The following is a 14,474-nucleotide window of genomic DNA, read 5'->3' as shown; positions in this document are numbered from 1 at the left end:
GATATTCAAACACGCATTTAAGCGCCTCTCCGTCTCTGTCTTCTTGCCTGTCTTCTTCCCCTTCTCCTCTCTCTCCTTTTGCGGCTCGTCTGCTTTCCTCTCGCCCTGTTGTCTCTTCTCACCCGCCATCACCTGCGCCGCGGGTCATTCCTGTGCGATGCCGTGACGCTTGAGCTTGTTGGCGATGGTGGTATGCGAGACTCCCAGGCGCTTGGCCAGCAATCGGCTGGACGGATACTCCGGGTAAAGATGCGCCAGGATGCGCCGTTCGACCTCGTCATGGATATCGCCCAGACTGCCGGTCAGGTCGATGTTGTCCAGCCCCTCATCACGCGCCTCACCGGTCAGGCGCAGATGCTGCGCCTCGATCACCTCGCCATCGCACAGCGAGACGGCCTGGAACAGCACGTTCTCCAGCTGACGCACGTTGCCCGGCCAGTGATAGCCCTGCAGGCGCGCCATGGCCTCGGGCGAGATATCCCTTACGCGAGCGCCGATCTGACGCACTGCGCGCTCGAGGAAATGTCGCGCCAGCTCCTCGAGCCCATCCAGACATTCCCTGAGCGGCGGAATCTGCACACACAGCACATTGAGGCGATGGAAGAGATCGTGGCGGAAGCGCCCTTCGCTGCACAGTGCCGGCAGGTCCTGTTGAGTGGCGCAGATCACGCGCACATCGAGGAAGGTTTCCTCATCGCTGCCGACGCGCCGGAAACCGCCGTCCTGCAAAAAGCGCAGCAGCTTGACCTGCATGCGCGGACTCATCTCGCCGACCTCATCCAGGAAGATGGTGCCGCCGCTGGTCAGCTCCAGCAGGCCCAGCTTGCCCTCCGGCCGTGCGCCCTCGAAGGCACCCGGGGCGTAACCGAACAGCTCCGTCTCGGCCATCGATTCCGGCAGCCCCGCGCAATTGAGCGCCATGAAGGGGGCCTGGCCGCGAGGGCTTGCCAGGTGGCAGGCCCGCGCCAGCAGCTCCTTGCCGGTGCCGGTCTCGCCCTCGATCAGGAGCGGCGCATCCAGCGGTGCCATGCGGCGAGCCTCCTTGACCACTGCCGACAGCTGACGGCTCGCCTGGAATATCGCTTCGAAGCCACGCACCTCGGTGCGCTGGATCTGATAGATACGCGAGCCCAGGCGGTCTGCACGATGCAGGGTGACCACGGCGCCCGCCAGCGAGGCGACATCCTCGTTCTCGGTGTGCAGTGGCGCGATATCGGCGAGGAAAGTCTCCTCCCCCACCCGCAGGCGCAGGCCATTGACGCGAGCATTGTTGCGCCGGATCAGTTCCGGCAGGTCGACATCCTGGACGTGACGCGTCAGCGCCAGCCCCGGCACCTCATCGATGCGCACCCCGAGCAACTTGCCCGCCGCGCGATTGGCCGCCACCACGCGCCCATCCATGTCGATGGACATCACCGGGTCTGACAGCGATGACAGCAGTGCATTGAGCTCCAGATGGCGTCGCTCGGTGGGCATCAGACTGACGCGACTGACCTTGAAGACCCCGGGAATCTCCTCGAGGGTCGGCTTCAGGGTCGAGAGCTGCATGCGCAGCATGTTGGGCACATGCAGATAGATGGAGTTGTTGGCCTCCCCACCGACCTCACCGCGCAGCACGTTGAGGCCGTAATCGGCAAAGGGGGCCAGGATGTCGCGCAGAATCCCGATTCGATTCTGGCAGGTCAGTTTGAGGCGCATGGCGTTCTCGGCATTGTCGTTGGAATTCTTGTTGGCATTGTCATCGAAAGGGTGTCGCCGGCCTGGCGTCGCCGCTCGAGTCACGGGCGGCTTGGCGACGGGCAGCTTAGCGACGGGCGACTGAGTGACGTTAACGTAAGCGTTATCAAAAACGTCGTAAAGCATTCCTTACAAAAGACGGCGACACAGCAGTGCACGAACGCCCGAATGGCACAGGATGCGCCCGATTACCGCTCCAGTGTCACAATTATGTGACAAGACACGCGCCAACGCAGCGTTATCTGCGGCGCAGAGCCACGCCTGACCACTGGTCAACGCCACCCGACAAGGCCTAGCGTTGTCATCGACATGCAAGGACTGGCATGTACGCCATAATGACAACACGGCAGCCTGCTCGGCAGCGCCGCCATCTGGTTGGGGAGGTTGCATGAACGCACCGCAGGGTCGTCATTGGCCACAGACATCCCAGGAAGCTCAGCCCGGCTCGCAAGCCAAGGCCAAGGGCACCCGCTACGTGGCCCATGAGCCGGATGCCCGGGGCCGAATCCATTACAGCGATCAGGAGAACTCTACCTGGCAGACACTGATGGCGCGTCAGATGGCGCTGGTCGAGGGGCGTGTCTGCCGCGAGTATCGGCAAGGGCTCGAGCGCCTTGCCCTGCCGGAGGACCGCATCCCCCAGCTGGGCGAGATCGACCGTGTCCTCGAGGCCGCCACCGGCTGGCGAACCGCACGTGTGCCGGCCTTGATCCCCTTCACGCGCTTCTTCGAGCTGCTCGCCGAGCGGCGCTTCCCGGTCGCCACCTTCATCCGCTCCCCGGAAGAACTCGACTACCTGCAGGAGCCGGACATCTTCCACGAGATCTTCGGCCACTGCCCGATGCTCACCCACCCCGCCTTCGCCGAATTCACCGCCACCTACGGACGCCTCGGCCTCGCCGCCAGCAAGGAAGAGCGCGTCTATCTGGCCCGCCTCTACTGGATGACGGTGGAATTCGGCATGCTGCGCGAGACTCAACCCGATGGCAGCCGTGCGCTGCGCCTCTACGGCGGCGGCATCATCTCCTCGCCGCGCGAGACCCGCTACGCCCTGGGTGAGCTTGCGGAGAGTCTCGAGCGCCCCGAGCATCTGCCCTTCGATGCCGTCGAGGCACTGCGCACCCCGTATCGCATCGACATCCTGCAGCCGCTCTACTATGTCCTTGAGTCACTGGACGACCTGCATGAACTCGCCAGCCGCGACATCATGGCACTGGTGCACGAGGCCATGGCTCTCGGCCTCAAGACGCCGCGCTTCGCACCACGTTGATCGCCCAAACGTTGATCGCACAGACGCCCTTGCCCCAAGGGGTACGCCTTTTCACCAGCCCCCTCTTTCCTCAAGCCGGAGATAGTGACATGACCGAACTCGCCAGACAGTCCTGTGAAGCCTGCAGCTTCGATGCGCCCAAGGTCAGCGATAGCGACATCGAGACGCTCAAGACCGCCATTCCCGAGTGGCAGTTGCTCAATCGCGATGGCATCATGCAACTGGAACGGTGCTTCACGTTCCGCAACTTCAAGCAGGCACTGGCATTCACCAATCGCGTAGGCGAGATTGCCGAGGAAGTCGGGCACCACCCGGCACTTCTCACCGAGTGGGGCAAGGTCACCGTGACCTGGTGGTCCCACGAGATGAAGGGTCTGCACAAGAACGATTTCATCATGGCCGCCAGAACCGACGAGGTAGCGAAATAAGATGTTCGAGCAGATTGCGCGTGTACCCGGGGATGCCATCCTCGGCCTGATCGAAGCCTTCAACAAGGACACCAACCCGCAGAAGGTCGACCTCGGCGTGGGCGTCTATCGCGATGCCAACGGCAATACGCCGGTCATGCGTGCGGTCAAGCAGGCCGAGAGCCGCCTGGTCGAGAACGAGGCCACCAAGACCTACATCGGTTCTCACGGCGACCCGCGCTTCGGCAAGGTCGTGCTGCCGATGGTGCTGGGCGCCGAGTCGCCGGTGCTGGCCGCCAATCGCGCCAGCGCCACCCAGGCACCCGGCGGTACCGGTGCCCTGCGTCTGGCCGCGGACTTCATCGCCAGCAACCTCAAGGGCCGTGATATCTGGCTGTCTACCCCGACCTGGCCGAACCACCTGGGCATCTTCGACGCCGCTGGCGTCACGCGCCACAGCTACCCGTATGTCGACGAGAACAACCGCCTCGACTTCGACGGCATGCTGGCGACGCTCAAGACCATCCCGGAAGGTGACGTGGTACTGCTGCACGCCTGCTGCCACAACCCGACCGGTTTCGATCTGAGCCGCGAGCAGTGGGACCAGGTGCTGGAAGTCGTCCAGGCGCGCAAGCTAATGCCGCTGATCGACTTCGCCTACCAGGGCTTCGGTGACGGCCTGGAAGAAGACGCCTACGGCGTGCGCCTGCTGGCCGAGAATGTCGATGAAGCCATCATCACCAGCTCCTGCTCCAAGAACTTCGGCATCTACTGCGAACGCACCGGCTGCCTGATCCTGATCGCCAAGGACGAGGAGAGCATGCTCGACGTGCGCTCCCAGGCCGCGATCACCGCGCGCGAGAACTACTCCAATCCGCCGGCACATGGCGGTGCGGTGGTCATCGATATCCTCGAGGACGACACCCTGCGCGGCGAGTGGCAAAGCGAGCTGACCGAGATGCGTGAGCGCATCAACGGCCTGCGTCGTGACTTCGTCGAGGCGCTCAAGCCGTATGGTCTGGATGAGCAGTTCGCCTTCATCGCCGAACAGCGTGGCATGTTCTCCTACACCGGCCTCTCGCCGGAACAGGTCGATCGCCTGCGTGACGAGTTCGGCATCTACATGGTGCGCTCCGGGCGTGCCAACGTGGCCGGCTTCTCCACCGAGAACCTGCCCTACGTGGCCAAGGCCATCGCGACCGTCGTCAAGGGCTGAGCCCGAGCGAGCGCTGTCGTGAAAGACAAGAAAAACCCCGCCAATCGGCGGGTTTTTTTGTGTCTGTGATTTGCCCTGTGGCGGGCATGACCGCTGGATCTAGTGCTGGGCCTACTGCCAGGTCTACTGCTGGGGCTACTTCTGGGTCTACTGCTGGAGCTCAGGCCAGCTGACCGCTGACTGTTGCCCGCCCAGCCAGTCCTCGAGGGCGGTGCGCATGTCGGCGGTCGGGATAGCGCGTCCGTTCAGCGCATGCACCACCCTGGGCAGACTCGGCGCCTCACCGGCATCCGCCGGCCAGGCCTGCTTGAGCGTGAAGGCGAGCTTCATCGGCTCCTCACCGTGCAGGCTCTGCTGCATGCGGGCGTGTGCGACGGCCAGCGACTCGAGCTCGGCCTCAAGACTGGCATCCTCGATATCGGCGCGGCTGACCAGCAGCATGCGCGGCAGGTCGAGCATGTCGGCGCGCGGCAGCCAGTCCTTGGACAGCGGATGCAGCGCCACCAGACGCGTCGCGTCATCGCCGTTGAGGAAGGCAGCGTGCATCTTGCGGCTGTTGATCAGTGCCTGGGGCGCATCGCCGACATATTCATCGCCTTCGAGCTCTTCCAGCGAGCGCGGGCTGACCAGCTGCATGCTGGAGCCGACCTTGACCTCCACCCACTGCTTCAAGGCCAGATGCGAGCGTGCATCGTCATCGCTGATCACCACTCGCACCGCGCGGGTGGTGTCGTTGAGGAAGCGGATCAGCAGCTCCTGCGGCTCGAACAATTCGGTGTAGCGAATCAGCTCGTCACGCGCGACCAGGCTGACATCGTCGAGATCCGCGCCATCCAGCACTCGCAGTGACATGCCGCTTGCGGTCAGCGCCTTGAGCATCTGCGGCGTCAGGTAGGCGGCGTCGAGGCTACCATCGCTCAGCCCTTGCTCCACGGCCTCGTGGCTTGAGAACTGCTTGAGCATCAGCGGGCTGCTCAGTTGCTCATCAAGGGTGCCCTCGGCTTCGAGCATCACGGCGGGACTGACGCTGACACCGCCATCGGCGGGCATGCCGATCTCCAGCGCGCTGGCGTGCTGGGCAAGGGCCAGGCTGGCAGTGGTGAGCGACAGGGTGGCGAACAAGCGTGCCAGACGCGGGCGAGATATCGGTAGTGATATCGAAGGACAGAACAGTGCAGGGGGAAGCAGGGACATCTGGCACTCCGGCAACGGTAACAGGGTGATGGCGTACGGCAGCGATGACAGCGCTCGCGCGTGGGCGCCAATGGTAGCCGTTTGGCCTGTGGGTGTCAGGCACGGCGCGGCGTCATGTCTCACCTCGCCGCCAGGTACGCCATCCTGCGGGGTGGTTGAGAGGATGATCGCGAGGAAGACCGTGAGAAAGACCGTGGAGATGAGCGTATGGATGGCCGCGGGCATGAAAAAAGCCCCGTCTCCAAAAGGAGGCGGGGCTTTTGACGACTGTCAGCGCAGGTGGCTCAGACCACTTCAGCTCATGGCTGAGCACATGCGGCAGCTCACGGCTCAGCACATAGGGCAGCTCACGGCTGTGAGCGTGCCACCGGTGCTTCACCGGTCGCGGCATCTGACGCAGGCGTAGCTACCACGCCATCGCGGCGCGCGAAGTGATCGACCCACAGCGCGATCACGCCATCGCCGGTGACGTTGGTGGCGGTGCCGAAGCTGTCCTGGGCCAGATACAGCGCGATCATCAGGCCAAGTTCCGCCTCGCCAAAGCCGAGCATGCTGCCCAGAACCCCAAGCGCCGCCATCACCGCGCCACCCGGTGCTCCGGGCGCGGCGATCATGGTCAGGCCCAGCATGATCAGAAAAGGAATCACTTCGCCGAGGCTTGCGAGTGCCAGGTTGTGGCTCATCATCATCACGGCGGTGGCGCAGGTGACGATGGTGATGGTGGAACCGGACAGGTGGATGGTGGCGCACAGCGGCACGCTGAAGTTGGCCACTTCATCGCTGACGCCATTGGCCTTGGTCTGACGCAGGCTGACCGGAATGGTCGCCGCCGACGACATGGTGCCCAGCGCCGTCAGGTAGGCCGGCAGCATGTTGCGCAGGAGGCCCAGCGGAGAACGACGCTGGATCAGGCCGGTGATCAGGTAGGCCGTGCTCAGCCAGATCCAGTGCATCACGATCGCCAGCACCAGCACCTTCCAGAAGGTATCCAGTGTCGATAGCGCCTTGCCCTCGTAGGCCATCTCGGCAAAGGTGCCGGCGATGAACAGGGGCAGCAGCGGGATGATGACGCGATTGAGGAACACCTCGACCACTTCACGCGATTCGAAGACGGCGCTTTTCAGGGTCGGCAGTTCACGGCGGCTGATCACCACGCCGAACACGAAGGCCAGCACCAATGCCGTCATCACCGGCAGTGCCGCGGGGATTTCGAGATCGAGAAAGGGAGTCAGGGCATCGCGGCCTTCAGCGACCGGCGCCATGCCGGACAGCATGCCGGGCAGCAGGTTGCTGGCCACCAGGAAGGCGAAGATGCCGGCCAGAATCGTCGACCCGTAGGCCATGCCAACGGTGCGACCCAGCATGGCGCCGGAATTCTTCGGCAGCGACGCGATGCCGCTCATGACGTAGAACAGGATGATCAACGGGATGGTGAAGTTGATCAGCTGGCCGATGATGACCTTGGCGGTCAGCGCGGCACGTACGAGGGCATCCGGGGCCATCAGGCCGATCAGCAGGCCGGCAATGATGCCGAGGATAAGTTTGACGATGAGCTTCATGTGGATCTCGAGGGTTTGACGGGTTCTTGCCCCGATAACGGGTCGTGAATCGCGTACCACTTCGGCGACGCACCGAAATGGCGCGCAGAGTTTACCTGAATTGCGCCACCATTTCAGGCGCCTGGCCAGCTGCCGTGGCACGGGGGGTTATTGCCCATGACTCGACGTGCTGACCAGGCGCCATCTCAGGCTCTCAGCCGTTCATCGCTTCGCTTTCATCACTTTCGCGCTTTCTCTCTTTCGCGCCTCGCTTGCCCACCCAGCGCTTCGCTTGCGCTCTCGTCTCACTGTCTTGATCTCACTGTCCTGATCTCACTGTCCTGATCTCATTGTGATGAAGAGGCCGAGCGGCGCTGCTTCACACCATGATGAACCAGTGCCACCGCTGCCAGTGCCAGCCCGAACAGCGACATGCCCTGCCAGCCATAGACGCTCATCATCTTGACGCCGATGGCGGAACCGGCTGCCGCACCGAGGTAGTAGCACAGCATGTAGACGGCGTTCATGCGGCTCTGGGCCTTGGGGTCGATCGAGAACACGCGCACCTGGTTGGGAATCTGGGCCGCGAAGACGCCCAGGTCCAGCAGGATGATGCCGACGATCAGTCCGGCCAGGCTGTCACCCCACATGGCAAGCACCGCGAAGGACGCCAGCACCATCACCAGGGCGAAGCTGATCAGACGCCCCGCGCCGACACGATTGACCAGTCGGCCCGCCGCCTTGGCACCGAAGATGCCCGCCAGCCCGATGATGCCGAACAGCCCCGCCTGCTGGACGCTGTAGTCAAACGGCGCATCGGTGACGTGAATGGCCAGCGTCGCCCACATGGCATTGAAGGCCGCGAACCACAGCGCGCCGGTCAGCGCGGATTCCCGCAGCAGGGCATGTTGCTTGAACAGCGTGCCCATCGAGGCGATCAGTCTGGGGTAGGCCATCTGCACGGCAGGCGCGCGGCTGGGCAGATGACGATGCAGCAGCACACCGATGATGACGGTGAGGATGGCCGCGACCAGGAAGACGCTGCGCCAGCCCCAGTATCCGCCGATGCTGCCGCTCAGGGTGCGTGACAGCAGTATGCCGATGGTCAGTCCTGTCATCAGGGTGGCGATGTTCTTGCCGCGCGCCTCGGGGGTGGACAGCGAGGCGGTCAGCGGAATCAGCTGCTGGGTGATGTTGGCACCCAGTCCGGCCACGAAGCTTGCCAGCAACAGCGGCCAGAAGCTGGGGGCCAGGAAGATGCCCAGTGAGGCCAGTGCCAGGGTGATGGACAGATTGCGGATCAGCTGGCGTCTGTCCATGGTGTCGCCCAGCGGCGAGATCAGCAGGATGGCGGCGGCATAGCCGAATTGGGTCGCGGAGGGAATCAGGCCGATCATGCCCTGGCTCACGCCCAGTGAGCCGGCCATCTCCGCCAGCAGCGGCTGGTTGTAGTACAGATTGGCGGCGGTCGCGGCGACCGCGATCGCCATCAGCAACAACAACCCGCGGCCAATGGCGGGCGTGCTGTCGGCCTCTGGTGTCGATGTCGGCGTGTCAGTGCCTGCCTGGACAGTATCTGATCGGGCAGTGTCCGATGGGGAAGTGCTTGAAGGGGAAGTGCTTGAAGAAGTGCCTGTCACCTGGGTGTCCTCATGTTCGTGCTGCCAAGCGTGGCAGCGGTGATTCATGAGGGGCAGAGTAGGCAGTGTTCACCTATAAGAGAAATGTTGTTGTTTGATATGTTTGATGCTCATCTTGTATAGATCTGTGATCTAGCCTGGCTGTGCTCAAACGTGGCCCATAAGGCACTGGCCTGGCCGCGCGACACTGTCGCGTTCCACCAGCCTCGGGGCCAGTTGGGTCTGGCCCGGGAAGGGAGAGCCATCCAGACGTGCGATCAGCTGATCGACGGCCGTGGTGCCCAGCGCATAGATCGGTTGGCGGATGGTGGTCAGGGCGGGTGAGAGGTAGGCACTGATCTCGATATCGTCGTAGCCGATGATCGAGAGTTGCTTCGGTACCTCAAGACCCAGGTCCTGGGCGGCGCGCAGACAGCCCAGCGCCAGCAGGTCATTGAAGGCGAAGATGGCATCGGGTCTGTCGGCCGGATTGGCCAGCAGCAGGTGGGCCGCGCGATGACCGTCGGCCAGCATCAACTGGGTCGCGATCTGCCAGTCCTCGGCGAGCCCCAGGCCGGCGGCGTGCAGGGCGTCCAGTGCTCCGCTCAGGCGCTCGCGGGAACGGGCATGATCACGAGGCCCGGTCAGCAGGGCGATGCGCTCGATCCCCTGCGCCAGCAGGTGCTCGATGGCAAGCCTGCCCCCCAGGCGTGAATCATCATTGACCACCGTCATGTCCCAGCCCGGCTGGGGCTCGGCGTCCATCATCACCGTCGGCAGTGGCAGGGCGCTGAGCGCCTCGAGAAAGCCGGCACCGTTCTCGGCGGTCATCACCACCAGGCCATCGATGCGCCGATCCCGCAGCGTCTCGAGATAGCTGAGCTGCTTGGCGTCGATATCGTCGCTGTTGCACAGGATCAGGCTGTAGCCTGCCTGGTAGCAGCGGTCCTCGACGCCGCGGATCACCTCGGCGAAGAAGGGGTTGTGCGCACTGGTGACGATCATCCCCAGGGTGCGGCTGCGGTTGGATTTCAGCGCGCGGGCGACGCTGTCCGGCCGATAGCCGAGCGCGGCGATCGATTCGCGTACCCGCGCCTCGGTGGCACTGGCCACCGGACGGGTGGCATTCACGACATGCGATACCGTGGTTACCGAAACTCCAGCGTGTGCCGCCACATCCTTGAGTCGAATCACTTTTCTATCCCTGGTGGTGAGCCTGGTGGTGAGCCTGATGGTGAAAGTCGAGTGGGCGTTACTGGCCCTGCGAGGCGAGCAAGACACGCCATTGATGGAAAGACGCAAAAAGACGAAAAAACGCCGGCCAGTGGCCGGCGTCCTGTCCCGCGATGCAGGCGGCGTGAGCCGTGTGATCGCTTATTCGGTGATCAGCTTGAGCGGCACGGAGATGGTTTTCTCGACGTCTTCGTCCTTGAGCAGCTTGTCGGCGGTGTCGACGCCGAGGCTGCCGATCAGCGCCGGCTGCTGGGCGACGGTGGCGTCCATCTTGCCGGCCTGCACGGCCTTGATGCCTTCATCGGTGCCATCGAAGCCGACCAGCAGGATGTCCTTGCCGGCGGCCTGCAGGGCACGCTGGGCACCGAGCGCCATCTCATCGTTCTGGGCAAAGACGGCATTCACGCCCGGATGCGCCTGCAGCAGGTTCTCCATCACGTTCAGGCCCTGGGTGCGGTTGAAGTTGGCCGGCTGCGTGGCCACCAGGCTGAGGCCTGACTGGCCGTCGATGGCCTTCATGAAGCCTTCACCGCGATCACGCGTGGCCGAGGCGCCGGCGACACCTTCCAGCTGCACGATCTCACCCTTGCCTGCGAGTTTCTCGGCGATGAAATTGCCCGCCAGTTCACCACCGGCGACGTTGTCGGAGGCGACGTGCGCCGCGACGCGACCGCCGTTGGCGCTGCGATCCAGTGTCACCACCGGTACATTGCGGCCATTGGCGGTGCGCACGCTGGAGACCACGGCATCGGAATCGGTCGGGTTGATCAGCAGCAGATCGACGCCGCGGGACAGGGCGTCCTCGACGTTGGACAGCTCACGCGCGGCGTCATCGCCGGAATCCAGCACGATCAGCTCGTGGCCCAGTTCCTCGGCCTTGTCCTTGGCACCCTGCTGGAGGCTGACGAAGAACGGGTTGTTCAGCGTCGAGACCACCAACGCGATCTTGTCGGCCATGGCGGATTGCACCGGCATCAAGCTCAGGCCTGCGGCAGTGATGGCGGTGGTCAGCGTGGAGGTGAGCAGTTTTCCGTTCTTCTTCATGGCGATGGTCCTTTCGTTGTTGTCGGCGACCCGCTGGAGGGCCCCCATGGTTGGCGCACGGGGGCGAGGGTCTTCGATGCTGCCGGGAATGAAACCGTGTCGTGTGTTACTTACTTGCTCTTCTATTTCTGCGCGCGGCTGTCGATCAGTACCGCGAGCAGTATGACGGCGCCCTTGGCGATCATCTGGTAGTAGCTGGAGACGCCCATGATGTTCAGCGCATTGTTGAGCACGCCGATCACCAGTGCCCCGATCAAGGTGCCGAAGATGCGTCCACGGCCACCCATCAGGCTGGTGCCGCCGATGACGACCGCCGCGATGGCGTCCAGCTCGTAACCGGTGCCGGCATTCGGCTGTGCCGAGCCCAGACGCGCGGCGAGGATGGCACCCGCCAGTGCCGCGAAGGCACCCGCGATGGCATAGACACTGATCTTGATGCGATTGACGTTGATGCCGGACAGGCGCGCGACCTTCTCACCACCGCCGACCGCATAGACGTGGCGCCCGAAGCGGGTGTGATGCAGTACGCCCCAGCACAGCACGTAGACGAAGAACATCATGTAGATCGGGATCGGCACGCCGAGCCAGTAACCACCGCCCAGATTCCAGAAGCTGTCGGCGGCTTCGCTGACGCCGATGGAGACCGGACGGCCATCGGTGTAGACGAGCGTGGCACCGCGCAGCACCGTCATCGCCACCAGCGTGACGATGAAGGCCTGGATGCGACCGAAGGCGACGAACAGACCGGAAATGGCACCCAGGCCGGCACCGGCGATGATGGTGCCCGGCACGCTCAGCCAGGGGGAGAGGCCGGCGGCGGTCATCGAGGCCGCGAAGGCGCCGGTCAGCGCCAGTACCGCGCCGACGGACAGATCGATACCCGCGGTGAGAATGACGAAGGTCACGCCCATGGCGATGATGGCATTGATGCTGGTCTGGCGAAGCACGTTGAGCAGGTTGTCGGACGACAGGAAGTTGTCGGACAGGCCGGCACTCACGGCGATCAGCAGGGCCAGCGCGATCAGCGCCTTGTTGTCGACCAGCAGGCGCATGACGTCGAGGCGGCGGCCGCTGGCGGCAGAGGAAGAAGGAGTAGACATCAGTTCGGCATCTCGTGGCGGGAAGCGGAGGAATCGGGGGTAGAAGACGGGCGGACGGTATCGCGTGATGCAGCGCTGGACATTGACGTGCCATTCGCGGCGTCGTTGCCGCTGCTCAGGGGGCTCTCGAGGCCCGAGGCCGCGGTCATGATCGCTTCCTGGGTCGCGTTCTCACGGCTGAACTCGCCGGAGATGCGTCCATCGGCGACCACCAGAATGCGATCGGCCAGGCCGAGCAGTTCAGGCATTTCGGAGGAGATCAGCAACACGCACTTGCCCTGGCGCTTTAGCTCATTGATCAGCAGGTAGATCTCGCGCTTGGCGCCGACATCCACGCCACGGGTCGGTTCATCGAGAATCACCAGCTCCGGCGCCGGCATCAGTGCCTTGGCCAGCGACACCTTCTGCTGGTTGCCGCCGGACAGCGTATCGACCGGCTGGTCGGTATTGCTGACCTTGATCTGCATGCTCTTGACGAAGCTTTCGACGGCGGCGGCTTCCTCGCCATGACGAATGCGCCCGAACGCGCCACAGAAACTCGGCAGGGCGCTCAAGGACATGTTGCTGGCCACCGAATGGGCGAGAATCAGGCCCGCCTGCTTGCGGTCTTCCGGCACATATACCAGGCCCGCGGCCAATGCCTCGGCCGGCGAGGCGAAGCGCACCGGCTGGCCATGCAGCTGCATGCTGCCGGCGCTGATGCGGGTATCGCCGCACAGGGCGCGGGCCAGTTCGGTACGCCCGGCGCCCATCAGGCCGCCAAAGCCGAGCACTTCCCCGCGGCGGGCCGAGAAGCTGATGCCCTTGACGCCCGGCGCCTCGAGATTCGTCACCTCGAGCATCACCTCGCCATCAGGGCTGGCGGGCGTGTAAGGGTAGCGCTCGGCCAGCTCGCGACCGACCATCAGGCGAATCAGCCCATCTTCATCCAGCTCTGCCGTCGGCCCCTGGTGAATCATCTGGCCATCGCGCAGCACGGCGACTTCATCGCACATGCTGAAGATCTCGTTCAGACGGTGAGTGATCAGGACCAGCGAGCGGCCTTCGGCGCGCAGCTCCGCGACGACCTCGGCGAGAATCTCGGTCTCGATGTCGGTCAGCGCATCCGTGGGCTCATCCATGATGATGATCTCGGCGTCCAGCGACAGCGCACGCGCTATCTCGACCATCTGCTGCTGACCGATGCTCAGCTCGCTGACGGCGGTGCGGGAATCCAGCGATTGGCGAAGGCGGTCGAGCAGCTGGCGGGCATCACGGTGCAGGCGCTTCCAGTCGACGGTGCCCAGCGCGGTGCGTGGCTCACGGCCGAGGAAGATGTTCTCGCCGGCGGACAGGCCCGGCACCAGATTGAGTTCCTGGTGGATGATGGCGATGCGGCTGTCCATCGCCTGACGCGGGGTGGTGAAGACCACTTCCTCGTCACGCAGCCACAGCGTGCCGGCATCATAGCGATAGACGCCGGAGAGAATCTTCATCAGCGTCGACTTGCCGGCGCCATTCTCGCCGGCCAGCGCATGCACGCGCCCCGCGCGCAGCGTCAAGTCGACACCCTTGAGCACGCTGACCCCGGAGAAGCCCTTGTCGATGCCCTTGAGTGCCATCAGCACCCGCGGTTGTGCATGGCTCTGCATCAGAAGGGCACCCCACAGTGCAGGATCACGTTGGCGTACGGCGTGCACTCGCCTGTGCGCACGATGACGCTCGCCTCGGGCAGCGCCGCCTTGAAGGCTTCATGGCTGAGCTGCTTGCGGGCGATCGGTGCGAGGGACAGGCGGTCCAGCGTGTCCAGGCGTTCGACGATGGCGTCGTGGAAGGAGGGACTCTTGACCGGCAGCTCCTCTGCCAGGGTCGTGGCCTCGATGCACAGCTCGGCCAGCAGGGCGTCCAGCACCGGCAGCATGGCGGGCAGGCCGGGAACCACCGCGAGATCGACACAGGGCACGCCCTCGGGAATCGGCAGGCCGGCGTCGGCGATCACCACGGTGTGGGTATGGCCGAGACGGGCGAGGTGGCCACTGAGAGGTCCGTTCAAGATGCCGTGTCGTTTCACGTCGCAGTCCTTGGGTAAAGCAGGAATGAGTCGATCCAGTGTCTGAATCCGCTGGTTCACAATGGC

The 14,474-nt window shown here is 64.1% G+C and carries 12 protein-coding genes; 3 read left to right on the top strand and 9 right to left on the bottom strand.

Features of this window, described 5'->3' with window-relative positions; genetic code table 11:
• Window positions 1–144 precede the first annotated feature (144 nt).
• On the bottom strand, window positions 145–1,698 hold the full coding sequence (locus QD280_RS04865) for a sigma-54-dependent transcriptional regulator (protein WP_043331281.1): 1,554 nt from the start codon (window positions 1,696–1,698) through the stop codon (window positions 145–147).
• A 427-nt stretch (window positions 1,699–2,125) separates the two neighbouring features.
• Between QD280_RS04865 and phhA the strand changes: the two genes are divergently transcribed.
• From phhA to QD280_RS04850, 3 genes are all read left to right on the top strand, one after another.
• On the top strand, window positions 2,126–3,007 hold the full coding sequence (phhA, locus tag QD280_RS04860) for a phenylalanine 4-monooxygenase (RefSeq protein WP_192837590.1): 882 nt from the start codon (window positions 2,126–2,128) through the stop codon (window positions 3,005–3,007).
• A gap of 89 nt (window positions 3,008–3,096) precedes the next feature.
• Window positions 3,097–3,435 (top strand): 4a-hydroxytetrahydrobiopterin dehydratase, encoded by a 339-nt coding sequence (locus QD280_RS04855; RefSeq protein WP_054555480.1) that lies wholly within the window; start codon window positions 3,097–3,099, stop codon window positions 3,433–3,435.
• Between the two features lies 1 nt (window position 3,436).
• A complete protein-coding gene (locus tag QD280_RS04850; protein WP_279838490.1) occupies window positions 3,437–4,630 on the top strand; it encodes an aspartate/tyrosine/aromatic aminotransferase in 1,194 nt (397 codons plus the stop codon).
• 147 nt (window positions 4,631–4,777) lie between these two features.
• Here the strand turns inward: QD280_RS04850 and QD280_RS04845 are convergent, their stop codons facing one another.
• The 8 genes from QD280_RS04845 to rbsD all read right to left on the bottom strand — a co-directional run bounded on the left by QD280_RS04845 (window position 4,778) and on the right by rbsD (window position 14,408).
• Window positions 4,778–5,824, bottom strand: coding sequence for a hypothetical protein (locus QD280_RS04845; protein ID WP_279838489.1), 1,047 nt, complete (start codon window positions 5,822–5,824; stop codon window positions 4,778–4,780).
• Window positions 5,825–6,171: 347 nt separating this feature from the next.
• Window positions 6,172–7,383 (bottom strand): dicarboxylate/amino acid:cation symporter, encoded by a 1,212-nt coding sequence (locus QD280_RS04840; RefSeq protein WP_279833538.1) that lies wholly within the window; start codon window positions 7,381–7,383, stop codon window positions 6,172–6,174.
• 326 nt (window positions 7,384–7,709) lie between these two features.
• The gene (locus QD280_RS04835) at window positions 7,710–8,852 is read right to left on the bottom strand and encodes an MFS transporter (RefSeq protein ID WP_279838488.1); all 1,143 of its coding nucleotides are present in this window, start codon (window positions 8,850–8,852) and stop codon (window positions 7,710–7,712) included.
• Window positions 8,853–9,149: 297 nt separating this feature from the next.
• The gene (locus QD280_RS04830) at window positions 9,150–10,157 is read right to left on the bottom strand and encodes a LacI family DNA-binding transcriptional regulator (protein WP_279838800.1); all 1,008 of its coding nucleotides are present in this window, start codon (window positions 10,155–10,157) and stop codon (window positions 9,150–9,152) included.
• A gap of 198 nt (window positions 10,158–10,355) precedes the next feature.
• Window positions 10,356–11,258, bottom strand: coding sequence for a ribose ABC transporter substrate-binding protein RbsB (rbsB, locus tag QD280_RS04825; protein ID WP_107334719.1), 903 nt, complete (start codon window positions 11,256–11,258; stop codon window positions 10,356–10,358).
• Between the two features lie 122 nt (window positions 11,259–11,380).
• A complete protein-coding gene (gene rbsC / locus QD280_RS04820) occupies window positions 11,381–12,358 on the bottom strand; it encodes a ribose ABC transporter permease (protein WP_107334720.1) in 978 nt (325 codons plus the stop codon).
• Window positions 12,358–13,989, bottom strand: a complete 1,632-nt coding sequence (locus QD280_RS04815) for a sugar ABC transporter ATP-binding protein (protein WP_279838487.1) — start codon at window positions 13,987–13,989, stop codon at window positions 12,358–12,360. The genes rbsC and QD280_RS04815 overlap by 1 nt, the downstream gene beginning before the upstream one ends.
• The gene (rbsD, locus tag QD280_RS04810) at window positions 13,989–14,408 is read right to left on the bottom strand and encodes a D-ribose pyranase (protein ID WP_279838486.1); all 420 of its coding nucleotides are present in this window, start codon (window positions 14,406–14,408) and stop codon (window positions 13,989–13,991) included. The genes QD280_RS04815 and rbsD overlap by 1 nt, the downstream gene beginning before the upstream one ends.
• Between the last annotated feature and the right edge of the window lie 66 nt (window positions 14,409–14,474).

The organism is Cobetia sp. 1AS1, assembly GCF_029846435.1.
In the GTDB taxonomy this organism is placed as follows: domain Bacteria; phylum Pseudomonadota; class Gammaproteobacteria; order Pseudomonadales; family Halomonadaceae; genus Cobetia; species Cobetia amphilecti.
The sequence above is the reverse complement of the archived record's forward strand: the minus strand, read 5'-3'. Positions and strand labels throughout refer to the sequence as shown.

What these genes read in the sequence shown, in the direction of transcription:
- phhA (WP_192837590.1), top strand. Translation starts at nt 2,126, where the DNA reads ATGAACGCACCGCAGGGTCGTCATTGGCCACAGACATCCCAGGAAGCT.
- rbsB (WP_107334719.1), bottom strand. Translation starts at nt 11,258, where the DNA reads ATGAAGAAGAACGGAAAACTGCTCACCTCCACGCTGACCACCGCCATC.
- QD280_RS04815 (WP_279838487.1), bottom strand. Translation starts at nt 13,989, where the DNA reads ATGCAGAGCCATGCACAACCGCGGGTGCTGATGGCACTCAAGGGCATC.
- QD280_RS04865 (WP_043331281.1), bottom strand. Translation starts at nt 1,698, where the DNA reads ATGCGCCTCAAACTGACCTGCCAGAATCGAATCGGGATTCTGCGCGAC.
- QD280_RS04855 (WP_054555480.1), top strand. Translation starts at nt 3,097, where the DNA reads ATGACCGAACTCGCCAGACAGTCCTGTGAAGCCTGCAGCTTCGATGCG.
- QD280_RS04840 (WP_279833538.1), bottom strand. Translation starts at nt 7,383, where the DNA reads ATGAAGCTCATCGTCAAACTTATCCTCGGCATCATTGCCGGCCTGCTG.
- rbsC (WP_107334720.1), bottom strand. Translation starts at nt 12,358, where the DNA reads ATGTCTACTCCTTCTTCCTCTGCCGCCAGCGGCCGCCGCCTCGACGTC.
- QD280_RS04845 (WP_279838489.1), bottom strand. Translation starts at nt 5,824, where the DNA reads ATGTCCCTGCTTCCCCCTGCACTGTTCTGTCCTTCGATATCACTACCG.
- QD280_RS04835 (WP_279838488.1), bottom strand. Translation starts at nt 8,852, where the DNA reads ATGGCGATCGCGGTCGCCGCGACCGCCGCCAATCTGTACTACAACCAG.
- QD280_RS04850 (WP_279838490.1), top strand. Translation starts at nt 3,437, where the DNA reads ATGTTCGAGCAGATTGCGCGTGTACCCGGGGATGCCATCCTCGGCCTG.